The sequence below is a fragment of the Halomonas sp. KO116 genome, from assembly GCF_000734975.2.
In the GTDB taxonomy this organism is placed as follows: domain Bacteria; phylum Pseudomonadota; class Gammaproteobacteria; order Pseudomonadales; family Halomonadaceae; genus Vreelandella; species Vreelandella glaciei.
This window is the reverse complement of record NZ_CP011052.1, coordinates 1821345-1845119: the sequence shown is the minus strand read 5'-3', so window position 1 is coordinate 1845119 and position 23775 is coordinate 1821345. Positions and strand designations below refer to the sequence as shown.

Below are 23775 nucleotides of genomic sequence, written 5' to 3'. Positions count from 1 at the left end.
AACGCCGAACAGTTGGTTAAGGGGCTCATTAACCAATCACCGGTTCACGACGACGAGAAGGCGGCTGGTCATCATTAGGTTCCTCTTCTTGTGTCACGTACTCAGCATTGCTCGAACGACGCCACCACCAAAGGGCGACACCAATAAGCGCGCCTAGCGCCATACCCAACACCAGCCACATCAGCCCGCCACGCAGCGCTGATCCGTTATTTTCTAAAAAGCCAACCGCCGCCACCATCGCCGAAGGTGCCCAACCGGTATAGAATTCACCCTCTTCTATTAGCGGCAATCGGAAACTAGCGGGTGCCCATATCGCCCCAGCGACTGCCCAGGTCAGCACTAAGCGTGGTAAACGAGGCAAAAAAGTGAGCGCAAAGTAGACCGCGACAATCACTAACAGCGACAGACCGTAATAACTCAACCACAGCAGTGACGTTGAATTTGCAAACAGCATAATACCCCTCATGTGGGTGAACTCACCCGACGTTGATTTCCCGTTATGGTACCTATCAATTTATGAAAGCACAGCTAGGCATACAATCAGGCTTACCCGCTGCGCGCTATTATCGCGCTAATGACCCGCAATGGCACTGGTTAGAAGAGCGCGAAAACACTGAAGTGAGCGACTTTTTAGAAGCCGCCAACCAGCAACAAGCCGATTGGTTTATCCCGCTAGCCCCGCTAGAAGAAGCGTTATACCAGAGCCATCTAGCGCGGCGCGAATTGGCCATTACCAGCCTTAAGACACCACTGGACCACTTTACGTTCTGGAGTAAGACCGGTGCCAAAGACGACTACCCAAGCTGGTGGCGTCACCCCAATAACCAACCTGAACAATATGAATGCTTCTTCGATGTTAGCGCCCGCGCTGCCGAGCACGATTTTTACGACATGGGTGACATGGCGCTTTCACCCGACGAGCAGTGGCTAGCATGGACAGAAGATACCCAAGGGGATGAACGGTTTACGCTCTGGCTGAAAGCCTTGCCTAACGGATCACCCGTTCAACTGCTCAGCGATATTGGCGCTGGCCTATGCTGGGCAGAAGATCAAACGGCCACCACGGCCACCCTACTCTTTACCCGCTTTGATGACACCCAGCGCCCCGATAGCGTATGGCGCATACTGCTAAACCTGGACACTCCCAGCGCCTCACTAGCGCCTGAGCTGGTGCTGCGTGAGGATGATCCGGAGTTCTGGATTGGCATTGGCAAAACGCGTTCAAGATCTTGGCTGCTGCTCGAAAGCGGCTCAAAGGACACCAGCGAAATTCATTTGCTGCCTGCACAAACCCCTGCCGAGACGCCGCGGTGCATTCAGCAGCGCCAAGCGGGGGTGGAGTACAGCATTGACCACCGCCCGGGCAACTTTTACCGACTGCATAATCAAGCAGGTGCTCACTTCCAGCTTGATTATCTACCGGAAAGCCAGCTTGGCCAGCGCCAATTAGGTTGGCTAACTTTAATCGCTCACCGTGAAGAGGCTACGCTTGAAGGCGTTGATGCGTTCTCCTGGGGGCTGATGCTGGGTGAGCGCGATCATGACCTAGCGCAGGTGCGTTTAAGGCGATTAGTGTTTGACGCGCAGCATGCCTGCACGCTGGATGAGTACCTGACCCTGCCCGAACAGCCATGTTCGCAACTACTGGAAGATGCACCACACTTTGATAGCCAGGTACTGCACTTGCGCGAAGAGTCGTTTACCCAGCCGCCCAGCTGGTTCGCACTTGATCTCACCAGCGGCGAACGCACGCTGCTCAAACGTGTGCCCGTTTACGGCAAACTTCAGCCTGAGCAATTAATCAGTAAGCGCCTATGGGCCACCAGCCATGACGGTGAGCAGGTGCCGGTGTCAGTCGTCATGCGTGCCGATCTAGCGGATCAGCCTTTACCCACGCTGCTGTATGGCTACGGCGCTTATGGCGAGGCGTTAGACCCTTGGTTCTCTATCGCCCGGTTAGAGTTACTAGAGCGCGGCGCAGCTTTTGCTGTTGCTCACGTGCGAGGTGGCGGTGAACGCGGTGAACCTTGGTATTTAAACGGCAAGATGGCCCATAAGGAAAACAGCTTTCATGATTTCCTGGCAGCTCGCGAGGCACTGGTTGAGCAAAGCGTTAGTGATCCGCGGCATGTCGTGGCCTATGGCGCCAGCGCCGGCGGGCTACTGGTTGGAACTTGCATCAACCGTGCGCCTGACGCGTTCTGCGCCGCGCTGCTAGATGTGCCCTTCTTAGACGTACTGCGCACGATGCAGAACCCGGAGCTGCCTCTAACCACTGCGGAGTACAGCGAGTGGGGCAACCCTGAAGAACCAGAGGTCGCCGAGCGAATAGCCGCTTACTCGCCTATCGATAACATTAAAGAGCAGGCATACCCTGCCCTATGGATTGAGGGCAGTTGGTTCGATACCCGGGTCAGCTACTGGGAGCCAGCCAAGTTTTATGCTCAGGTGGCGCAACTGCAGCAGGGTTCAGCGCCGATTTTGATGCGTACCGATATGAGCAGTGGCCACGGCGGCGCATCCGGTCGATTCAAAGCGTGGCGCGATACCGCCCGCCAAGACGCGTTTATTCTTTGGGCGCTGGGCCTTAACGCTCAACCCTCTCCAGCTACTGCATAAAGAGCATGGAGGCCTGCTGTGCCCCCGCCAACACAGCAGGCCAGGTAGCGGGTGTGGGGGGGGGGGGCAGCAGTGGCTCAAAGATGGACAACGCCGGGTGAGTGAAGAAACCATTGGCGTTGTTCTGGGTGATGTACGATTGAACCGAATGTTAGCAATGATTTCGGAGAATATTAATGAGCGCCCCCTCACACAGAATCTCAAGACTGGTCGAAGACAAAGGCCGCCTACCTCTTTTTCTCAAATGAAAACATCAGCGAGGAAACACGCTGGAGACCACTTTGCCGCCAGTTCCCGCCCAATTCACCGATAGCAATTTTACTGAAATTGAAAAAATCCCTTGGCCGATCAATGATCGTTTAACAGGCAGAGCACACATTACGACATTGCCTTTTACATGACTGCCATCGCTCGTCTTGGTGGCTATTCGCCATCACACAAGTGATAAGCCACTAAGAACAACGGGCTTCTGGCGAAGCTTCGTTCAGTTAGCTGGTCTCGTCAAAGAGTTCCAAGCTAAGACCCTGGCTCATCATTCTCTTGGGAGGAAATTGAAAGTCTGATGCCGGGTGAACATAATCCATCCTTTTATAGTAACGTGGATATTAGCGTGGGGCTGTCAACAGATATATGGTTTGCTATCTGACACACACAACAAGCTACATTCTATAGTCTCAGGTTACCATTCAGCTCATCTGGATGTGCCCTTCATCGTAAGAAACAATTCTTTACTATAGCAATGCTCACTCTCACCCCTGAATGCGGGATACGTTATACTGATCTTCTATAACAGTGTCCTCTGATAATGATCGTTAGAAAGGATTTAACATATGTTTCGGCGTCACTTTTTACGGATTTCAGGTGTTCTGCTTGCCAGCGCCTGGCTAGCCGGTTGTACTAGCCCGCAGTACCTGCAACTCAGCCCTGAACGCAGCGCCCAGGTGCCTCAGGTTGGCTCCGGCCAGCAGGTCACGGTAATTGCCCAAGATGGGCGCGAAAGCGATATTATTGGCAATCGTGCTGGCGGCGGAATGTCCACCGCGCATATCACCGTGAGCAGCCACGAATTGATTCCACGCTTACAGCAAGAAGCAGAGCGCGCCGTTAGCGATATGGGCTTTACGCCCACTACAGAGCAAGCCGAGGGGCGTCCGAGTTTGACGCTGGAGCTTGCCAGCCTGAATTACGCACGTGGCGAGAGCGGCCAGCCATTGGTAGACGAAGCGCGTCTTGAAGGTGTCTTCCGCGCTATCGCACAAAATAAGGGCACTACTTATACCGGCACTTACACATCGCGCCGTACTCAGGGATACGCCCTTAAGCCCGATGCCGACAGTAATGCACGCATGCTGAGCGATCTACTTAGCGATGGTATGAACCGTGCTTTTAGCGACCCTGAACTGGGCCAATTGCTCGCCCGCTAAGCTACCCCCTTGGCACAAGCCGCACCAATGCTGGCTGCCACTCTAAACGCTTAGAGGCGCGGCCCGCGTCGTTCTAGCGCCCACACGCTCTCCGTATAGCCGCGTTCATCGGGGCTGCCCTGCTCTAGAAACGTTAACGTGAAATTAGGGGCGAACAGGCTTTCAATTTCGCTGGCGGAGACACTATAGGGAGGCCCTGCATCACCCTCGCTGTGGGCCAAACTAATCAGCAGACCTTTGGCACCGGGCGGTACCAGTTGAGCAAGATGAAACGCATAGCGCTGGCGGGTTGCTGACGGCAGCGCTATCAGTGAAGCACGATCATAAAACGCCCCAATTTCTGCGGCCTGCTGAATATGTAGGTGAAAAAAGTCCCCACACCAGAGTTCGACATTGCCTTGACGGGAGACATTGAACCCTGCCTGGCGATATCGTGACACCGAGGTACTGCGCTGAGCCAAAAACTGCTCAATGGCTTCAGGGGCAAACTCAATACCCAACACCGGATATCCTTCATCAGCCAGCCAGCGCATATCCAGACTCTTGCCACACAGCGGTACAAGCACCTTGGTGCGCTTGGCAACACCAAGCGAGTCCCAATGACGCAGTAGCGCTGGGTGCGCCTGCTGCAGGTGAAAGCCAATGCGCCCTTCTTGCCAGCGCTTGCGCCATTGATCACTCATTCTTTTGCTACCTTGTCGTTGATCGCGCTATTAAAACCAACGGTCACGCTTTTTACGTCGACGTGGCAGATGCGGCACAATCAGGCCAACCAACAAGCCCGCGCCAGCCACACCACCGCCGTACATAAAGTAGCGCATCAATAGATCTTCTTCCTGGGTTTCTAAGCGTGCCTGAAGCCCTCTTACCTGTTGGCGCGACTGCTCAGCCTGACTGTCCAGCTCTTGATTACTCGCTTCAAGCTCGGCAATACGCCGTTCACGAACCTCAAGGGTTTCAGTCATTGAGGAAACACGCTGTTCCCAGGATTCATTGATGCCTTCAAGCTCAGCCGTTAACTCTTCAACCTGCGCCTCTAACGCGGGTAACTGCTCAATGGCACTGGGTGTTTCTTGCAGCTCATCACTCAATACCCACACCGCATTGCCATCGCTGTTGCGCACACGCGTGTAGTCACCGCTGGATTCAAGCACATCGACCTGTTCGCCAGCATTGAGCGTACCAATAATACGATAACCGTCCGTTGGGCCACTACGAACGTAGGTACTTAACTCGTCAGTCACCCACGCCCGGTTATCGGATTGGGCGTTAGCATTAATGCTCGCCACACTTAGTAAAACGCCAGCCGCAGCGGCGTAATTTCGAAAACGAATTTTATTTACCTGCATGACATCATGTCCTGATTAAAAACGCTGCAAGGCGGACGAAGCCAACAGCGCTTATCGCCTAACTTAGCGGTGCGTTTGTCTCATACGCTTACCCTTCGCCGCGCGGTGGCAACGAAAAGGGACGGGGGAACTCTGCTACCCGGGCATCAGTTTTAACCGCCTTCAATGGGCCTTCACGCTCTACTTCATCAATGCGCACAATAGCATTTAACGGTAGGTAGCTACGTTTGACACCATCAAAGGTTCGCTGCAATTTTTCAGTCGCAGGGTCGACGACTACCCGTGAAGCATCGTCAAAGACAAACTCCTCGACTTCAATAAAGCCCCAGAGTTCGCTCTGAAAGATTTCTCGGACGTATAAATCCCAAATTTCACCCTGCTGGTGAACCACCACACGGTAGATCGGCTTGGCCGCCATCTTGGCCTATTCCTCTTGCCATTTGTACATGAAGTTGAACCGCCTAGCTTACCATATTCCTATCGCTACGCCTTTAAGGTTAGCCGTTGGCAAGGTCTGCGTTAGTGCTACGGATAAAGCGCTCATTAGCCGCTCATGCCCCCCTCGTGTATGGTGGGGCAGGTAATTTGGCAGTTCTGTTTATTCACCAAGTAGGAGTCATCAACATGCAAAAGGATCCAAATAAGGGCTATATTGCTCTATTAGGCTGGAGCCTAAATGCGATTGAAGCGGCTGAGAATTTTGACCGTCGCTACATTGTCGTTGCACCTGACTGGGCCGAAGAGTATTGCCAAAAACACGACATTCCCTACGTGCCTTGGAATTTTGAGCGTCTTAATGATCGCTCGATGGAAATTGCCGAGACGCTTAAAGAAAAAGGTGTTGATGTCGCGATCCCCCTCTACGAAGAAACCGTAGAGTGGGCTGGAGCTATCAACTCTTTACTGCTTGATAATCCGCGCATTTATGGCCAGTCATTACTGTTACGTGACAAGGCGCTGATGAAGCGTCGTGCCCAGCTGGGCGGTATCCGCGTCGGTATTTTTGAAGAAGCCCACGATAAAGAAGACGTAGTGCGCTTCCTCAAACGCGTTAACCAGACGTTACTAAAGCTGGACGGCGACCCTAACGACCCGATTCACCTCAAGGCCTTCGATAAAGCAGGCTGCCTGGGCCACCGTGTCATTCGTACGCCGGATGAAGTGGACACCATCCCTGAGGAAGAGTTTCCGGTGTTAATGGAATCGCATCTGGATGGCTGGGAATTTGCCGTTGAAGCGTGGATTCACGATGGCAAAATCGCTTTCTTGAATATCTCGGAGTACGTGACACTGGGCTACTCGGTATTCGTGCCCGCGTCGCCTGAGCTTGAGATTTACCGCGAGCAGATTACCCAACAGATTGAAAAGTTGATCAAGGCGTTCGACATTGAGTTTGGTTTGATCCACCCCGAATACTTTGTCACCAGCGATGGTGAGATGTACTTTGGCGAAGTGGCGTATCGTCCGCCCGGTTTCAAAGTCTTCGAATTGTTAGAGCGTGTTTACGGCTTCAATGCTTATCAAGCTTCAATGCTGGTGTTCGACCCGAAAACCACGAAAGAAGAAGTGGCCAAGTTTTTCCCGAAAGAAGTGGTCGATGCCGATGGCTTTGCCGGTTGCTTTGGCGTATACCCACGCCGTCGTGTAGTCAGCCGTTTGGAAATTCCCGAAGAGACCGAAGATCACCCCTACTTTGAGTCTCATGAGCTAACCTCACCAGTAGAAGAAACCGTTACTAAACGCACCGCGTTTGGTACCCATTGGGGTCTGGTCTACTTTAAAGGCGAGGATGCGCATACCATACGCGACCTATTAAAACGCCAAGAAGACCTCGACTTCTATGTATAATCCCCGCTAACGCTGGGATAAGGAGTCACCGTGGAGACAGATCAAGTGACGTCTTCTCAAGAAGATAGCAAGCTCAATGGGTTGTTGAGCAAATTTGATGACGCCGTGCGCCTGCTTACGCAGGCGCCCGCCTTCTCAAAGCCCGCCAAGCTGCCGCGAGTAATGGATACTGCGCGGCGAATATTACTTCAGGATGGCGGTTGTGAAGCACTGGAATCGCGTGCGCAAGCGTTCGAGGACGCCGGTGTATTTTTAGGTTCTGATTGGGAAACCCCTCAATACTTGGTGCCTACTTTGACGACTTTCTCGCTGAAAAGCGCAGATGCCAACGTGGTCGTTATTGAGTCATTAAGCGAGCTGCGACTGCTCTCTGTCGCTAAAGGCGATTTTGTACACCCGCTGGTTTCTGCAGAGCATGCGCACCATTACCTTACTCAGGTCATGGCGATTAATTTATGGCTACTGTTCTTACCGCCCAGCGAGGCGGAGCGGGAAACCCAGGGGCGCCTGGCGACCATTCCTCGCCTGCTTTTCCAGCACTTAGCGGATCGAATCGGCTACGAACATATTGTCGATCAACTGATTGATGAAATTTGGCGCATTTTAAAGCAGCGACCTATCCAGGTTGACGCAATCAAGCAGATGATCACCCAAATTGCCCTTTGCCAAGCCAACCCAGCAATTGATCTAGGCGCTAGTGGTCAAGGTGCCGACCGTTTGGTCAGCTCACTTTACGGGCCCACTCAGGCCTGCCGAGAAGACCCTGGTGTCGATGTTTATCGCGATCGACTGGAGCACATGGATCAGACGGCGCTGCAGGCTGAATCCACGGGCTTTGCCAGAGCGATGCACGATACCGGCTTAGTATCGCCCTACCACGCCGTGTTGCTACGCCACCTGCTTGAAGAGGGGGATCATTTACTCTCTGAAGCGTTGGGCTTGTCGTCTACCGGGCGTGATTGCTTACTCTGCTACCGTGAGCTGGTTCAAGCGTTGATTCGTGGTGGGGTTTATCCTGCTACCTCTCAGGCGGTCTACGGCCTTGCGCTAATGCTCGAACGCGGTATTCTCTATCAGCCGCCGGTGGCACCGGCAATGTGGCGTCAGCTTAATCTACCGCTCTCAGAGTGGGCGCAGTCACGACTCTCTATCGCCTATGGCGACACTGTCTCTCCCCGCGCACGACTGATTGAAGGCGTGCTATGCATGCTGGGTCTACCGTTAGGCGTGGGACAGGGCAATAACCCTACCTGCCAATCGGCACGCGCCCTTTCCATGTGGGCCTACAACGATCCGGACTATCTGCTACAGATGGTGGCGTGGGCAGCACGCGATGACGAAATCATCATGCATTTCGAGGGCCAGGCCATCTCATCAATGGAGAGCCTTTCTGGCGTTGCAACTGAACTGCCTATGGATTTAGACCCCGTTTCGCTAATTGTCGTGCCACATCTGGATCGCATTTATGCCGAAATGGGCCGACGCTGCATTGGTCGTGAGGGCGACCCACACCGCTGGGTGAATCCTGAATTTCATGGCTGGTGGTCAGGACGTGGTTTCCGCATCAATGTCGATGTGGCCACCGGGCAGCTAAGCGATGTGGATGATTTTGTACGCCACTTCTACGCCAGTTATCACCCCTACTACAATGGCAACCAACCGCTGATTCATCCACAGCCAGCGGGCATTGCGGTCACCGATAGCGCAGCGCGTTTCATTGGCTGGCACGCCATCACCATTTTGCGGGCGTCCCTCGACCCCTCTGACGTTATGCGGGTTTATTTTTATAATCCCAACAACGATAGCGGTCAGGATTGGGGCGACGACGTCATTGTCAGCACATCGGGTAACGGTGAACGCTTTGGTGAAGCATCACTGCCATTCGAACGCTTTGCATCGCGGCTGTATATTTATCATTACGACCCACTCGAGCGCGGTGAAATAGTCTCTGTCACCAGTGAAGAGTTGGAAAATGTTAAGTATTACCTGCACCGTAGCTGGGGGGCATCGCGTTTACCGCCTGTCGAACTACAGGCTGATCAAGGCCCTAATGCCCCACCGGATGCAGAATAAACCGCCCTATTAACGACACTCTCAATCATGATGATGCGACTCGATCAACTGTTGGTCAGCCAAGGGCTGGCCAATTCGCGTACCCGCGCCCAGCGGCTTATTCGCCATGGCCGGATTCGTCTTGCCAGTAACGGCAAACCGTTAACTAAAGCGTCAGAAAAGTGGCCCGAAGATACTCGCTTTGACGTAGAGGACGACCCTGAAGAGCGCTATGTCTCCCGCGCGGGTCTGAAACTCGAAGCGGTACTGACAACGCTTGAAATGCGCTTGGATGAAACAGTGGTACTCGATATAGGCCAATCAACCGGTGGCTTCACCGACTGCGCGCTGCGCTTTGGCGCCCGCCATGTCATTGGTGTAGAAGTTGGCCATGGGCAGTTGGCCCCCGAGCTACGTGGCGACCCACGCGTGACGTGCCTGGAGGGATTAAATGCGCGTTACATGAGTAGCGATGAAGCACTAAAAAGCGTGCTTGCCGCCCAACCCATTCATAGCGCCATTATGGATGTGTCATTTATCTCGCAAACGCTGATTCTGCCTGAAATTGCCGCCCTGCTGCCGCCGGAGGGGCACTTGATCTCGCTGGTTAAACCTCAGTTTGAGCTGAACGCAGAAGCTCTCGATAAACGCGGCGTGGTGCGTGATGCTCGGCGTTATAACGACGTTGAAACCAATATTCGCAGCGCCTGTGACGCCTGCGGGCTCGCCATTCGTCACTGGCAGGAGAGCCCGATTACCGGCGGCGATGGCAATCGGGAGTTCCTCCTGCATGCCATCAAGGAACGTAAGAAAGGGGCTTGAAAAGAGTATCAAGTCGATGAAGGAGGCGTGAGCTGATTTGCAGACTGCACTTTTATCGCCTCGCCTTTCTCGGGATGAAGCCATACATCCATCTGCTCAAAGGCCACGCGTACGCCCGCTTCACGAAACAGTGCATCAACCCGACAGTTAATTTCATCGGCCGCAAACAGCCTGTCGAGCAGGTCGTTGACGAAAATACGCAGCTCGAAATTGAGGCTATGCTGCCCGTAGCTTAAACAGAACACCTGAGGTTCAGGGTCAGTTAGCACACGAGCGTTTTCATCTGCGGCTTTGCGCAGCAGTTGATGCACCTTCTGCATGTCCGAGCCGTGAGCCACGCCGTAGGTAAGCACGACTCGGGTGATGTTATCCGACAGCGACCAGTTGATCAGCTGGTCAGTCACAAAGGTTTTATTGGGGATAATAATCTCTTTACGATCAAAATCAGTGACAGTCGTCGCTCGGATGCGGATACGGCTGACGGTACCGTGCAAATTGCCAATCGTGATCGTGTCGCCAATACGGATAGGACGTTCAAACAGAATGATCAAGCCGGATATAAAGTTGGCGAAAATCTCCTGCAAACCAAACCCTAACCCTACGCTCAATGCGGCTACCAGCCACTGCAGTTTGTCCCAGGAAACCCCAAGGGTCGACAGCCCCATAACGATCCCCGTGCCCACAATGGTGTAGGAGAGCAGCGAGCTAATCGCATAAGCGCTGCCCTGTTTCAATGACAGCCGGGATAGCACCATTACTTCTAACAGGCCGGGTAAGTTGCCCGCCATAATAAACGTAATAGCGACGATCAGCAGAGCAGCAAAGATGTCGGATATCGATAGCGCGTTATCAACCAGATCCCCCTCTTGCGCCTCCCACAGTGATACGTTGTCCAAATAGCCGAGCACCGAGAGCAAGTCTGACCAGACCAAGTAAAGCAGCGCACTAAAGCCAATCAACACAATCAGCTTGGAAAGCCGCAGCGATTGGCTATTGATCTGCGCCATATCAAGCGGGGGCTCTTCGACTACTTCGAGACCACCTTCCGCCCCCTCTTGTACTTGAGCGCGACGACGGGCCAGTGCACGACGATAGGCGAGCCGACGAGCAGCTACTGCCAAGCTGCGCACCAACGTAGCTTCCACCACCACCCACAGCCCCAGCAGGTAAAGCGTAATGGCGAACCTGCCTACTAGGCGCAACGCAGTGTATTCATAGCCCCAGGTGACTAACCCCAGCAGCATCAGTGGCACCGACGCCATCGCAAGCCCCAACAGCAAACGAAACAGACGCACGCCAAAAATGGGTATATGCGCCAGTATCAACTGCGCCAGCCACCAGCTCATGGCTATCAAACCAAGCGAGAGTAATGCTAGCGCAACGGGACGCATTGCTAACGGGGTCTCCACTTCACCCGACATAGCCGCAATGGCAATGACGGGCACCAAAGCAACCCCTAACCCGCCTAGCAGTTGGCGTAACCGAGCGGTGTATTGAGGTGACCAGGTAAAATGACGCTCAGCCACCCCCTCAGCAACCAATAGTCGGCGCACCCATGCCACTACGCCCCAACTCAGGGCTAACTGAAGCAGTGCCGGAGCAACGCTAGTTACCAACGGCCCCGCTGCGCCTAACAACCCAACCCCAATGCCCGCTAACGCTAATGGGCCAGGCAGCGCCAGCAGCGCATTTAGCAGCACCGCTTTAGGCGTGTGCAGCTGGGTGTCGCTTTTCAAGCGTCCGATTTGTGAATGCAGGTTCGCCAAGCGCGTCTTAATTTGGCGACGTAACCCCATCAGCACGAGACCCACCAACACAAGCGGTGCCCCGTTAAGCACTTGCCAAGAGAGTCCTTGCCAGCGGGTGGGCAAAATGGCACGCCACTCTCCCTCTTGCCACTCCAGGCGTAAATTATGCGGCAACTGGCGCAACCAGTTAACGTCCAGCGGGCGACTATTGGCGACCCAAAATAGCTGTTCATCAATGGTTTCAAGCAGCTCACTGGTGGTCGTTAACACTTGCTGCTGGTTCAGCTGTAGCTCGATCGCTGCACTCAACAAGCTTCCATAGGACTGCTCCAATTGTTCGACCAGCTCTCGCCGGGACTGATAGAGCCGCGAGAGTGAATCCACCAGTCCTGGCGTCGCTTCTATACCCGCTTCGGCTAGCTGCGCAGCCGCAAACTGCTCGCTTTGGCGTAACTGGTCACGCTGACGGACTAAATCAAATTGCTTCAAACGCAGATCAGCAATTTCATCCTGCAAATCGCGCCGTGCGGTTAATGGCGGGAGGGATTGGCGCTGCTCGCGCAAAATACGCGACAGCAGTTGGCTTCCGCGTATGGCATCAATTTGCTCATTCAGGCTACGCTGTAGTTGGCGTACATGCTCCAACTGACGCTGGGCTTCAATATTCTCACGCACGATACTGTTAGCGCGGTCGGTAGCTCGTAGCAGTTCAAGGCTTAACGTTTGGTTGGCTTGTTGGGCTTGCACCACCACTGGGTGGCCAGCGGCAATTAAGGGGTTATCACGGGCGGCATCAGCAATCGCCTGCTCTGAGGCCAAACGCCGCTGTTGGTCTATCACCCCTTGCAGCATACTGAGCTGCTGCTCTTGATAATCAATTTGCAACATCAGAACATCACGGCGCTCCTGCGCCAATTCGCGCAGCCGACTATTCGCGCTGAGTTCACGCTGGTAAAAGCTCACTTCGCGGTCAGCAAGTACGCGCTCAAGGCGCAGCTGTATAAGCCGTGCATCACTCAATGCCGAAAGTTGCCGATCTGCTAGCAAAGCCTCGCGCTCATCGTGTTGTCGGCGTAAACTCTCCGCGCGCTGGAGAGTTTCAGCGATGGATTGTTGGGCGCGTTCTGGGAGTGTTTGCGCAGCCAGGAGTTGAGAGTTCACTTCTGCTAGCTGACTTTGCAACTGTTGAAGCTCGACCACCGCCTCAGTTTGCAGGGTTTCCAGCTCGTCAAGGCGCCGGTCACTCAAACCAGCCACGGAAAGCTGCTGTGACGCTTCTTCGGCTTCGCTCAACTCACGCTGCAAACGAGTTAGTAATTCTGGGGCTTGCTCTACGCGCGTATCTAACGCGGCCAGGCGCTCATCGACAGAGGCTAGCCGTTCATAGGCCTCAAGGGCGGCCTCCAAGGCTTCTTTATCGCTGGTTTGTTGAGCAGTCAATGCGCCCTCAAGCGCTTCCAACTGAGCAAGCCTGGATGCCAGCTCAGCCTGTTCAGGCACACGCTCGAGCATGCTGGCCTGGAATGTAGCCTGGGCCGCGGCACTGCTAACAATAAGCAGCAAGAATAAGCACGTTACGATCCACTTACAGGCGCATCTCACCACGTTTCATATGCCTCGTTGACATCGATAGCTCCGCAGACACGGATAATAAGGTTATTGTCAGGCGTTCTGATAGCCAGCGCAATCAGAGGTGTTGACTTCCGCAGGCGGCGTGATAGAAACAACCATGGCATTTGCCTATTCATTCATTTTGCGAGCCACCTTAGATGGTTATCCGAAAACTACCGGTCACGAAATTATTGGTTCTGCTGAGTCTTGCTACGTTTAGTGCAAGTTCCTTCGCTGAGTCCCAACAAGAGATTGAGGCGCGTATCCGTGCCCTCAACGCTGAGCTATATGATCTGCATCAACAGTTGCAGCAGATAGAAAATCCCGAAGAAGCCGCTCAAGGCGTGCCATTTGAGCAGTTGCCTGAAGAAGCCGCCAGAGAAGACTTGAGCGAGCGCCGTGAACTCGAACAGGAATCGAGCCGAAACCCGTTTTCAATCACAGCGCACCGCACCAATTATCTGTTCCCGGTTAGCTATAATACGAACCAGAACCGCGAAAGCTTTCGCAATATCTCAGACGACAGCGAAATAGATAGCGTAGAGCTTAAGTTCCAGTTCAGCGCCAAGGTAAATCTGGCTGAACAGGTGTTTGGCAACTACGGCGACGTCTTTTTTGGCTACACCCAGCGCAGCTGGTGGCAAGCCTACAATACCGACGCTTCATCGCCTTTCCGAGAAACCAACTACGAACCTGAAATATTCATCGACTTTGACAATGCCTGGGAGGCGCTTGGCTGGGTGAATACACGCAACCGAATTGCCCTTAATCACCAGTCTAATGGTCGCTCAGATCCTCTCTCCCGTAGCTGGAACCGGGTTTATCTTGAAAGCACCTTCCAGCGCGGTGACTGGGCGTTCACCCTGGCACCGCATTGGCGGATACCGGAATCCTCAGAGGACGACGACAACCCGGATATCGAACGTTACATGGGGTACGGCGATATTCGCCTCGCCAAGCGCCTCAATAATAACCATGAAATGAGCGGTCAGTTACGCGGCAACCCCAGCGCAGGGAATATAGGCACCCAGATTGATTACAGCTGGCCTGCTTTCAACAGTTTGCGGGCGCATGTACAGTACTACTACGGATATGGTGAAAGCATGATCGATTATGATCATCGCGTGCACCGCTTGAGCCTTGGGTTTAGCTTAAATCCCTTATTTAGTACGACAGGGCTGAACCGATAGGCGCAATTGCTTGTCTGTTATTAAATGGCTGCTATGCTCATAGTAGCTAAACCATTCATTCGTCAAAGGAAGACTCCATGGCTAAACGTCAACCCACTTATTCTACTCAAGCCGATCAACTCAAAGATGATCTGCGCCACTTGAGTGAAACCGTTGAAGAGCTGGTCAACGCGACCGCTAAAGATGCCAGCGGAGAGATGAACGATCTACGTACCCGTGCCGAACGCCGTTTGAAAGACACCCGTGCACGCCTCGAAGCTCGCGGCGAACGTATCTATGACGAAACTCGTGACTCGTTGACCCATCAAGCCGATGCATGTGATCGCTACGTGCATGAAAACCCCTGGACGAGCATTGGTATTGGTGCCGCTGCAGGTATGGTTGTAGGTATGCTGCTCGGTCGTCGCTAATGGCTTTGGGTCCAACCCAACGCGTCTTCTCTGCCGCCAAACGCTTACTAAAATCGCTGATTGCTAATAGCGAAACCCGCCTGCGTTTGGCGGTGTTTGAGTTAGAAGAGGAGCGTGCTCGCTTACTGGTTCTACTGCTTCTCGCAGGAGCAAGCTTACTGCTGCTCTTGTTGGGTATTGCCACGCTGACGGCATTAGTAGTGGTTCTGTTCTGGGATACCTATCGCTTAACCGCCATTGCCATCAGTGCAGGTGCGTTAATCGGCGCCAGTTTGCTACTCGCGGTCATCGCGATTCGCCAGTCCAAGCAACACTCTCTTTTAAAAGAAACACTCAAACAGCTTGCTGCAGACCGAGCACTGCTTGAGGAGCCAAGTGATGAAACCATCCGCAGACAACGCTAAACCGCCAACGAAACCTTTAAGCCGCGCTGAGCGCAAAGCGCTGCTGCTAGCCGAACTAGAGCAGCAGCGCGTGGATATTTTGGTGGATAGCGACTATTTGCAGCAGGCAGCCTCGCCGCTAGACCAAAGCTGGCAAAGCTTTAAACTGCCGCTCTACGCCGTCGGCGGCTTTGCTGCTTATAAGCTAGCACGCCACCCAGGTGGCGCTATGGCGGCAGGCCGAAAAGCGCTTGCGGGCTACATGCTATTCAAAAAGCTTAAGTTATTAGCCAAAGTGGCTACTTAATTAAAGCTTTTTTGTACTGGGCTTTTTTGTACTGGGCTTTTTTGTACTGGGCTAGGATGTACGTGAAACGCATTTCCTAGCCTAGCAGGCTTGCCCACAAGCGACGCCACTCGCCCACGCCCACTGAAAGTTATACCCGCCTAGCTCTCCCGTCACATCCAATACCTCTCCAATAAAGCGCAGTTGCGGCAGGCCTTTAACTTCAAAGGTCTTGGACGATAGCGCCTCGGTATTGACCCCGCCCATGGTCACCTCTGCGGTGCGCCAACCTTCAGTCCCCGCTGGCTTCAGTTGCCAAGCGTTGAGCCTTCCTGCCCACTCATCCAGCGCTGCGTTGGCATACTGGGCCAGTGGTCGCGCCGGGTCATTGTCGGGGTACCACTCCAACAGCGCTTGCGCCAAGCGTTTCGGGAAGCGTTCGCCAAGCCAGGTAGAGAGTTGGCGCTTGGGGGTCTCTTGGCGCGCTTCGCGCAGTGACTCCGCCACGTTCTCACCGGGCAGCAGATCAATGCTAATCGCCTCCCCTGGCTGCCAAACGCTGGATATCTGCAGCATCGCAGGCCCAGACAAGCCACGATGGGTAAATAGCATGGGCTCTACAAAGCGGCGACTGCCTGCGCTAACGGCCACTGGCACGCTGACGCCTGATAGCTCTGCTGCGCGCGCCTTCCAAGTATCGCTCAGCGTGAACGGCACCAGCCCCGGGCGGGTATCGAATACTTCCAAGCCAAATTGACGGGCTATATCGTAACCCAATCCCGTCGCCCCCATGCTCGGAATGGAAAGCCCGCCGCTCGCCACGACCACTACACCCGCATCAATGTTACCTATCGAGGTGGTTAGCCGCATGGCACCGCCCTGCTGCTCCACGCGAGTAATCTGTGTGCTGAGTTTTATATCAGCCCCCGCCCACTCACACTCGGTCAGAAGCGTACGGACAATCTCTTTGGCCGAGGTGGCACAGAATAGCTGACCCGGCGTTTTCTCAACATGTTCAACGCCATGGCGCTCAACCAGCTCGACAAAGTGCTCGGGACGATAACGTTTGAGCGCCGAAATACAAAAGTAAGGGTTTGATGAGTAAAAGTGCTGCGGCGTCGTGCCAAGATGGGTAAAGTTGCAACGGCCGCCCCCGGACATGAGAATCTTCTTGCCCGCTTTGTTAGCATGATCAAGCACTAAGACCCGCTTTCCGGCATAGCCTGCTTGCGCTGCGCACATTAAGCCTGCGGCGCCAGCGCCGATGATGACAACGTCATAGATCATAATGGACAGCTCATATTGAGGACGATTCCCGCTATAAAAAGCAGGCATTCTAACAGGGTCGCACTTAAAAATTATTATATGATCAAATTACCCTATACAATAATTGTATAAATATTATCTAACGCTGAGAACTCTATGCTTTTGCCTTTTCATCGACGACGGCTGTTGCGACTTGCGCTTGTGCCTCTCACCCTTCTGCTTGCCAGTGTGACGTTCGCCCAATCGGCGCCCTCCATCATCGGCACACGGGCAATCTTGACGACCTGGTCCGATCCACTGGAAGCCTTGGGAACCCTTCGTGCTGATGAGAGCGTGACGCTATCAGCTACCGTCACGGACATCGTTGCCGAGATCAATTTCCGTGACGGCGAGCAGGTTGAAGAGGGGCAGCTGCTTATTCGCCTAGAGGATGCCGAGGAGCAGGCGCAGCTTAGGGCGTCCCAGGCACTTCGCGAAGAGCGGCGCAACGCGTCAAATCGCGCTTCCCAGCTGCAAGAACGCAATCTGGCGGCCCGGGCCGATGTAGAAGATAGCCAATCACGGCTGCGCCAGGCAGATGCCGATATACAAGCGATTGAAGCGGAGTTGGCTAATTACCAGATAAAAGCGCCCTTCAGCGGCCGTGTGGGCTTTCGCAATATCAGTATTGGCGCTCTGGTCACCCCAGGCATGGACCTGGTGACGCTTGATAAATTGGATGTTATGCAGCTCGACTTCAGCGTTCCAGAAGTATTTCTTGGTCGCCTATCGCCAGGCTTGATGCTCAACGCCACGACTGCCGCCTACCCTGACGCCCTCTTTAGCGGTGAAATTGCCACCATCGGCACACGGGTGGATCCAATAACGCGCAGCGTAAGCGTCCGCGCTGATCTCGATAATGCCGACGGCCGCCTGCGCCCTGGCATGCTGATGGAAGTGATCGTTCAACAGCGCGTACGCGATACTGTCGTCATCCCTGAGGCTGCCATAGAGCCTAGCGGTGACCGTCACTTCGTGATGCTAATTGAGCAGAGTGAAGGTAGCACACGCTTGGCACGGCGCGAAGTGGCGATCGGCGAGCGGCGCAATGGCGAGGTGGAAATTCTTGAGGGGCTCACCGCCAACGATTTAATTGTCTTTCATGGTCTACAGCTAGCCAGAGATGGACAAGAAGCCAGGTTAATCGGGATCGCCGATGACGAGACCGGTATCCGAGCGCTGCTGGAGGCCGACCGCTAATGCGCTTATCGGATATCTCTGTACAGCGACCGGTACTGGCGATGGTGATTGCGGCGCTGATTGTTGCCTTTGGTCTGCTAGCGCTCAATCGTTTGCCGCTTCAAGAGTACCCCACCATCGACCCGCCAGTGGTCACCATCGATACCCGCTACCCCGGCGCCTCGGCCAGCGTTGTCGAAACACGTATTACCCAGGTATTAGAAGACCGCATTGCGGGTGTTGAAGGCATCGAGCTAATTACCTCGCAAAGCGAAGATGGTCGCTCTCAGATCGAGATCGAGTTTGGCATCGATATGGATATCAATGCCGCCGCCAATGATATTCGCGACCGTATCTCCGGCGCGCTGCGCAACCTACCCGACGACGCTGACAACCCAGAGGTCACCAAAGCCGATAGCAGCGAAGAGATAGTGGTGTGGCTAAGCCTTTCCGGCGAAGATTACTCCATAACTGAATTGACCGACTACGCTAACCGCTTTCTGGTCGACAGCCTTTCCGTTCAACCGGGAGTGGCTCGAGTGCGTGTCGGCGGCGGCAGTGACTACGCCATGCGCGTATGGCTGGATCGCAATGCCTTAGCCGCACGCGGACTCACCGTTAGCGATATTGAAGATGCGTTGCGGGCTGAGAACGTAGAGCTACCGGCAGGCTCGCTTGAATCCGAAGATCGTCAGTTTATTGTCCGTCTCCCCCGCAGCTTTGCCAGCGCCGAAGATTTTCAGCGCCTCGCCCTCAGCTCTCCTCAAAACCAGGAGGAAAACGGCTATCTGGTGCGCCTTGCTGACGTAGCAAGAGTAGAAGTCGGCGCGGTGGAGGATCGTTCTGTCTTCCGCTCTAACGGCATCCCCATGGTCGGCCTGGGTATGATCATGCAGTCGACGGCCAACGTAATAGAGCTCTCCGAAGCCGTTCAGGTCGAACTTGAACGGCTGCAGGGCACCCTGCCCGAAGGCATGTCGCTAAGCCTGAACTACGACGCCTCGCTGTTCGTCTCAGGGGCGATTGAGCAGGTCGTTATGACGCTGTTTATCGCCATGGGCCTGGTGGTGGTAGTGATCTTTATGTTTTTGGGCAATTTGCGCACTACCCTGGTACCTGCGGTGACCGTTCCGATTGCCGTTATTGGGGCTTTTACCGCTCTGGCCGCGATGAATTTCTCAATCAACCTGCTAACGCTGCTGGCGCTGGTGCTGGCGATCGGCCTGATTGTCGATGATGCCATCGTCGTGCTTGAAAATATAAACCGGCGTATGCACGACTACGGCGAGACACCGCTAGTCGCCGCCTTTCGCGGTACCCGGCAAATCGCTTTTGCAGTTATCGCCACCACCCTGGTGTTGGTGGCGGTTTTCTTGCCGCTCAGCATGTTGCAAGGCGATATTGGCCGACTATTTTCCGAGTTCGCACTGACCATGGCCGCCGCAGTAGTCGTCTCTACGCTGCTGGCACTGACGCTTACGCCGATGATGGCGTCTAAAATTCTTAAGCCGGGCATGCACGACAGCCGGATTGGAAAAGCCGTGCAGTGGCTGCTCAGCGGCACTCAACGCCGCTATCAGGCCACGCTAGAGTGGATGCTCAAAATGCGCTGGCTAGTGGTCGCGGCGTTTGTATTGCTGATAGGTGCCACCGCCTGGCTGGCCACGGCACTGCCCAACGAATACACGCCTCAGGAGGATCGCGGCAACTTTATCGTATTGGTGAATGGCCCCGAAGGCGCCACCTTCGACTATATGATGGACTACATGGATGAGATCGAAGCGAGGATGACGCCACTAGTGGAGAGCGGTGAGTTGGAGCGCGTCGTCGTTCGCGCCCCTCGTGGCTACGGCAACATCGAGAATTTTAATAGCGGCTTTATTATCGTCAATATGGCCGAGTGGGGCAGCCGACGCAGCGCCTGGGAGATAATGGCCGACGTACGCCAGACACTGAGTACCCTACCCGGCGTACAAGCGTTCCCTGTAATGCGCCAGGGCTTTGGACAACGCACCGAAAAACCGGTCCAGTTTGTGCTGGGTGGCGGCACGTATGAGGAACTTGCCCGCTGGCGGGATATGCTGATAGACCATGTGCGTGAAAACAATACGCGCTTAACAGCCCTGGAAAGCAACTACAACGAGACCCAACCGCAACTGCGGGTAGAGATCGACTACGAGCGTGCCGCCTCGTTAGGGGTTACCGTCTCGGAAATCGGCAGAACGCTGGAAGTGTTGTTGGGCGGTCGCAATGTCACTCGCTATGTGGATGAGGGTGAGGAGTATGATGTCATCCTGGAAGGCGATCGCAGTAGCCAGAATAGCCCCAGAGCGCTGGATAACATTCAGGTTCGCTCGGCGCGCTCTAGTGAGCTGATTCCTCTAGCCAGCCTTGTCACGCTTTCCGACTTTGCTGGCGCCAGCACCCTGAATCGCTTTGACCGCATACGCGCGATTACCATTGAGGCCAACCTGGCAGATGGTTACCCGCTCGGCGAAGCGTTGGCGTACCTAGAGGAGAGCGCTGCTGAGTTGCTGCCAGAAGAGGCACAAACCAATGTGGCAGGCGCATCGCGCGACTTCCAGCAGGCTAGTGGCGCCACCGCCTTCCTATTGTTAATGGGCGCACTGGTGGTGTTCCTGGTACTCGCTGCCCAGTTCGAGAGCTTAATCCATCCCTTTGTCATCATGCTCACGGTGCCACTGGCAATGAGTGGCGCTCTGCTTGCCCTGCTGCTCACTGGCCAGTCATTGAACATCTACAGTCAAGTAGGCTTAGTGCTACTGATTGGTTTAGCCGCTAAAAACGGCATTTTGATTGTCGAGTTTGCCAACCAGTTGCGCGACGAGGGTAAAGCGTTTCGCTCGGCGTTGATTGAAGCCTCTGTGACGCGATTGAGGCCTATCTTAATGACGGCTGTCACCACTATGGCTGGCGCCATTCCATTGATCATCTCGACAGGACCGGGGGCCGAATCGCGTTTGGTCATCGGTACCGTGATTATGGCGGGAGTCGGCTCGGCCACGCTGTTTACGCTGTTTGTGGTGCCCGTCGCTTACGATCTACTCGCGCGTCACACGGGTTCGCCAGGTGCAGTTAAGCGGCAGTTGGAGGAGGAAATTGCAAACGCGCCATCTGACTGATGTCATTGCGACTGAAGCGTGGCAATTTGGGCGGGGGATGTCATTGCGTATAGGGACTCCTCCCCGGTTGCAAGCTCCGATGATGAACAACATAAGCCGATGCGTGCGTATAGTCGGTCTCTTAATGGGGACGCTATCCCCTGACCCTGATGAACGTCGCGCACCTTCTCTCCTCAACGAACGATAGGCTTTTTCAGCCATCGCAATGATCAGGTTTCGAGAAGGCCGGTCTGACCTGTTTTTCATCCATCGTTGCTCAGCAACAAGGTAGCCGCCTGTCGGCGCTTAGGCGCTGATGGTGCTACCGCTTAGCTCACCATCAGCGCTGAACCGTCGTTAAACTCTCTACAATAGGACTGACCGCTGTGCAGAACCGCCCAGGCGGTTCGTACTGTCTTGTTCGCTAACGCAACAGCCGCTTTGTTCTTGCCAACGCGAGCGACCAGGGATCGTAGCCAACGACTTTTAGCATCCTGTTTGTCACCCACGGTGTTGATGACCGAGTGTGCGCCACGTATCAGGGCAGCTTTCAGGGAGACTTGACCCGTTCGGCCAATGCCCTTGATCTTCGCGATGCCACCACTGCTGTGTTGTGTCGGCGTTAACCCCAGATAGGCTGACGCTTGGCGACCTTTCTTAAACGCGTCGCCGTTACCGAGGGCGCTATAGAGCTGGGTGGCGACCACCGGCCCCACACCCTCTATCGCCAGGAGTTGGCGACAAGGCCCCACGGCGTGACTCATCTGCTCCACCCGTTTATCCAGTGACTGAATACGCTCATTGAGCCGATCCAGCTCCGTCATTTGTTCAGCGAGTAAGTCACGCATCAGCATTGAGAGTTCGTTGTCGGCATCTTCTAGGGCGCGCCATACACGTTGCTTTAATGCCTTCTGACCACGACCGCTAATCACACCGTATTCCTGTAATAGTCCATGAACTTGATTGATCAACTGGGTGCGCTGATGAATGTACCTTTCCCGAATGCGGTGCAGGCTCTGAATATCCTGCTGCTCGACGCTTTTGAGCGGTACAAAGCGCATGTCTGGGCGCAAACCCGCCTCTACAATAGCGAGAGCGTCATTGGCATCTGTCTTGTGCCCCTTGCGAAAAGGCGTCACAAACTGGGGCGAAATGAGGGCAACGGTATGGCCGAGGGCCTGCAGCTGTCGCGCCCAATAATGCGATCCACCGCACGCCTCCATGAACACCCGACAGGCCGGTTGGCGGCGCATAAAATCCAAGACCTGATGCCGTTTAAGCTCTTTGTTGACCTGAACACGCGAGGAGTGTGTGTCGACAACACACACTTGAAAAACACGCTTTGCCAGATCAATACCGATTATCTTATGCTTGTTCATGACTCTTCCCCTCCGCATTGAAGTGGTTCAACTATCAATGTAGCTCTCTGAAGCTTCGAGAGGGGAGGAGTCCCTTTCATTGAACGCAGTGAAGCAATCTGGTTTTTAGAGGCCGCCGCACGCTTGAGATTGCCGCGTCGCTGCGCTCATCGCAATGATATAGGGGGGCATTGCGAAGCTTCGTCGTTTCACTCCTTGCAATGACGACCTCAATGAAAAAAGGTGCCTGTTGGCACCCTTTGAAAAGAGAGCTAGCGATTACTCACACTCGCCTAGGTACTCGCCTTCAATGACCGTGTTCATGCTCAGTTCCCCCATGGGTGACTGGGTCAGGATATCGACGCTGCCTTCGATACGCTCGCCCATAAAACGCATTTCGCCATCGATGGTGGCTTCACCACCCTCAGCGCGACACACCATGCTGTAGCTGAGACCGTCTGCATTCAGCTCCTGGTCGAGCAGTTCACAGCCTTCCTCTTCCTCGATGAAGCCAAATTCAGCGCCCTCAAGCTCTTCCTGACTAATACACTGGCGCTCGGTTTCCGTTTGATCCGGAATTTCCATTTCGCCGGTAACGCTGGTTTTGCTCACAAACTCCCACTCACCAGCGGTGACATTGGGGGTTTCAGCCAACGCGACCATCGGAAAGGCCACTAGGGCCGCTACTGCCATGTTACGTAACATCATCGCTACTCTCGCTGCGTTGCTTTGGGAACTTAAATCCTGAGATATCCTACCTGATTCAATCCCACGATGCCCTACCCGACGACCACACTGCTACACTCATTGGGTAAGAAACTGACTTAGCGCATCCGCAATACAAGGTAACCAACAATGCAAGACGACGCTCTGGTCAATTATGACTTTCACTGCCCCTACTGCGATTCACCGCTGACCTTCCTGATTGATACGTCACAGGGCAGTCATGACACCTGGGAGGATTGCCACCAATGCTGTGCGCCCATCCAGCTACAAGTCATCGTCTCGCCGATGAGCGGAGAACTCGAAAGCGTCGTCGCTGGGCGTGACGACGACGTGCTGTAGCTTG

Annotated in this window: 20 protein-coding genes; 12 read left to right on the top strand and 8 right to left on the bottom strand. The window is 54.4% G+C overall.

Annotation, left to right across the window (positions count from 1 at the left end; translation table 11 throughout):
- Positions 1-28: 28 nt before the first annotated feature.
- A complete protein-coding gene (locus KO116_RS08505; RefSeq protein WP_035563309.1) occupies positions 29-454 on the bottom strand; it encodes a hypothetical protein in 426 nt (141 codons plus the stop codon).
- A 62-nt stretch (positions 455-516) separates the two neighbouring features.
- Here KO116_RS08505 and KO116_RS08500 point away from each other — a divergent pair, with 62 nt between their 5' ends.
- Together KO116_RS08500 and KO116_RS08495 are read left to right on the top strand one after the other, a co-directional pair.
- Positions 517-2619 carry a S9 family peptidase gene (locus tag KO116_RS08500; RefSeq protein WP_035563308.1) on the top strand — a complete coding sequence of 701 codons (2103 nt, stop codon included), beginning with the start codon at positions 517-519 and terminating at the stop codon, positions 2617-2619.
- Positions 2620-3449: 830 nt separating this feature from the next.
- Positions 3450-4043, top strand: a complete 594-nt coding sequence (locus KO116_RS08495) for a YajG family lipoprotein (RefSeq protein WP_035563307.1) — start codon at positions 3450-3452, stop codon at positions 4041-4043.
- Between the two features lie 50 nt (positions 4044-4093).
- Here the strand turns inward: KO116_RS08495 and KO116_RS08490 are convergent, their stop codons facing one another.
- From KO116_RS08490 to KO116_RS08480, 3 genes are all read right to left on the bottom strand, one after another.
- Positions 4094-4726 carry a hypothetical protein gene (locus KO116_RS08490; RefSeq protein WP_035563305.1) on the bottom strand — a complete coding sequence of 211 codons (633 nt, stop codon included), beginning with the start codon at positions 4724-4726 and terminating at the stop codon, positions 4094-4096.
- 30 nt (positions 4727-4756) lie between these two features.
- Positions 4757-5392 carry a TIGR04211 family SH3 domain-containing protein gene (locus KO116_RS08485; protein ID WP_035563304.1) on the bottom strand — a complete coding sequence of 212 codons (636 nt, stop codon included), beginning with the start codon at positions 5390-5392 and terminating at the stop codon, positions 4757-4759.
- Between the two features lie 88 nt (positions 5393-5480).
- On the bottom strand, positions 5481-5810 hold the full coding sequence (locus KO116_RS08480; protein WP_008959579.1) for a DUF1820 family protein: 330 nt from the start codon (positions 5808-5810) through the stop codon (positions 5481-5483).
- Positions 5811-6016: 206 nt separating this feature from the next.
- On the opposite strand from KO116_RS08480, the gene KO116_RS08475 reads away from it, so the two are divergent.
- The 3 genes from KO116_RS08475 to KO116_RS08465 are packed head-to-tail and all read left to right on the top strand — an operon-like array spanning position 6017 to position 10114.
- On the top strand, positions 6017-7240 hold the full coding sequence (locus tag KO116_RS08475) for an ATP-grasp domain-containing protein (RefSeq protein WP_035563301.1): 1224 nt from the start codon (positions 6017-6019) through the stop codon (positions 7238-7240).
- Between the two features lie 30 nt (positions 7241-7270).
- Entirely contained in the window at positions 7271-9313 is a 2043-nt protein-coding gene (locus KO116_RS08470) for a hypothetical protein (protein WP_035563299.1), read from the top strand.
- A gap of 30 nt (positions 9314-9343) precedes the next feature.
- The gene (locus tag KO116_RS08465) at positions 9344-10114 is read left to right on the top strand and encodes a TlyA family RNA methyltransferase (protein ID WP_035563392.1); all 771 of its coding nucleotides are present in this window, start codon (positions 9344-9346) and stop codon (positions 10112-10114) included.
- 8 nt (positions 10115-10122) lie between these two features.
- Here KO116_RS08465 and mscK read toward each other — a convergent pair whose 3' ends face one another.
- Positions 10123-13374 carry a mechanosensitive channel MscK gene (gene mscK, locus KO116_RS08460; protein ID WP_235272558.1) on the bottom strand — a complete coding sequence of 1084 codons (3252 nt, stop codon included), beginning with the start codon at positions 13372-13374 and terminating at the stop codon, positions 10123-10125.
- A 257-nt stretch (positions 13375-13631) separates the two neighbouring features.
- On the opposite strand from mscK, the gene KO116_RS08455 reads away from it, so the two are divergent.
- The 4 genes from KO116_RS08455 to KO116_RS08440 all read left to right on the top strand — a co-directional run bounded on the left by KO116_RS08455 (position 13632) and on the right by KO116_RS08440 (position 15763).
- Complete coding sequence (locus KO116_RS08455; RefSeq protein ID WP_035563276.1) at positions 13632-14663, top strand: phospholipase A; 1032 nt, start codon at positions 13632-13634, stop codon at positions 14661-14663.
- Positions 14664-14740: 77 nt separating this feature from the next.
- On the top strand, positions 14741-15073 hold the full coding sequence (locus KO116_RS08450; protein WP_035563274.1) for a DUF883 family protein: 333 nt from the start codon (positions 14741-14743) through the stop codon (positions 15071-15073).
- A complete protein-coding gene (locus tag KO116_RS08445; protein ID WP_035563273.1) occupies positions 15073-15477 on the top strand; it encodes a phage holin family protein in 405 nt (134 codons plus the stop codon). Before KO116_RS08450 ends, KO116_RS08445 begins: the two co-directional genes overlap by 1 nt.
- On the top strand, positions 15452-15763 hold the full coding sequence (locus KO116_RS08440) for a YqjK family protein (protein WP_035563271.1): 312 nt from the start codon (positions 15452-15454) through the stop codon (positions 15761-15763). The genes KO116_RS08445 and KO116_RS08440 overlap by 26 nt, the downstream gene beginning before the upstream one ends.
- 81 nt (positions 15764-15844) lie before the next feature.
- Here the strand turns inward: KO116_RS08440 and KO116_RS08435 are convergent, their stop codons facing one another.
- Positions 15845-17029 carry an NAD(P)/FAD-dependent oxidoreductase gene (locus KO116_RS08435; RefSeq protein WP_035563269.1) on the bottom strand — a complete coding sequence of 395 codons (1185 nt, stop codon included), beginning with the start codon at positions 17027-17029 and terminating at the stop codon, positions 15845-15847.
- A 135-nt stretch (positions 17030-17164) separates the two neighbouring features.
- Between KO116_RS08435 and KO116_RS08430 the strand changes: the two genes are divergently transcribed.
- Both KO116_RS08430 and KO116_RS08425 read left to right on the top strand, forming a co-directional pair.
- A complete protein-coding gene (locus tag KO116_RS08430) occupies positions 17165-18247 on the top strand; it encodes an efflux RND transporter periplasmic adaptor subunit (RefSeq protein WP_035563266.1) in 1083 nt (360 codons plus the stop codon).
- Positions 18247-21369, top strand: coding sequence for an efflux RND transporter permease subunit (locus tag KO116_RS08425; RefSeq protein WP_035563263.1), 3123 nt, complete (start codon positions 18247-18249; stop codon positions 21367-21369). Before KO116_RS08430 ends, KO116_RS08425 begins: the two co-directional genes overlap by 1 nt.
- Positions 21370-21677: 308 nt before the next feature.
- On the opposite strand, the gene KO116_RS08420 is transcribed toward KO116_RS08425, so the two are convergent.
- Positions 21678-22727 (bottom strand): IS110 family transposase, encoded by a 1050-nt coding sequence (locus KO116_RS08420; RefSeq protein ID WP_045812105.1) that lies wholly within the window; start codon positions 22725-22727, stop codon positions 21678-21680.
- A gap of 258 nt (positions 22728-22985) precedes the next feature.
- The gene (locus tag KO116_RS08415; RefSeq protein WP_022522778.1) at positions 22986-23414 is read right to left on the bottom strand and encodes a DUF3617 domain-containing protein; all 429 of its coding nucleotides are present in this window, start codon (positions 23412-23414) and stop codon (positions 22986-22988) included.
- A gap of 147 nt (positions 23415-23561) precedes the next feature.
- Here KO116_RS08415 and KO116_RS08410 point away from each other — a divergent pair, with 147 nt between their 5' ends.
- Entirely contained in the window at positions 23562-23771 is a 210-nt protein-coding gene (locus KO116_RS08410; RefSeq protein WP_035563260.1) for a CPXCG motif-containing cysteine-rich protein, read from the top strand.
- The last annotated feature ends 4 nt before the right edge of the window (positions 23772-23775 follow it).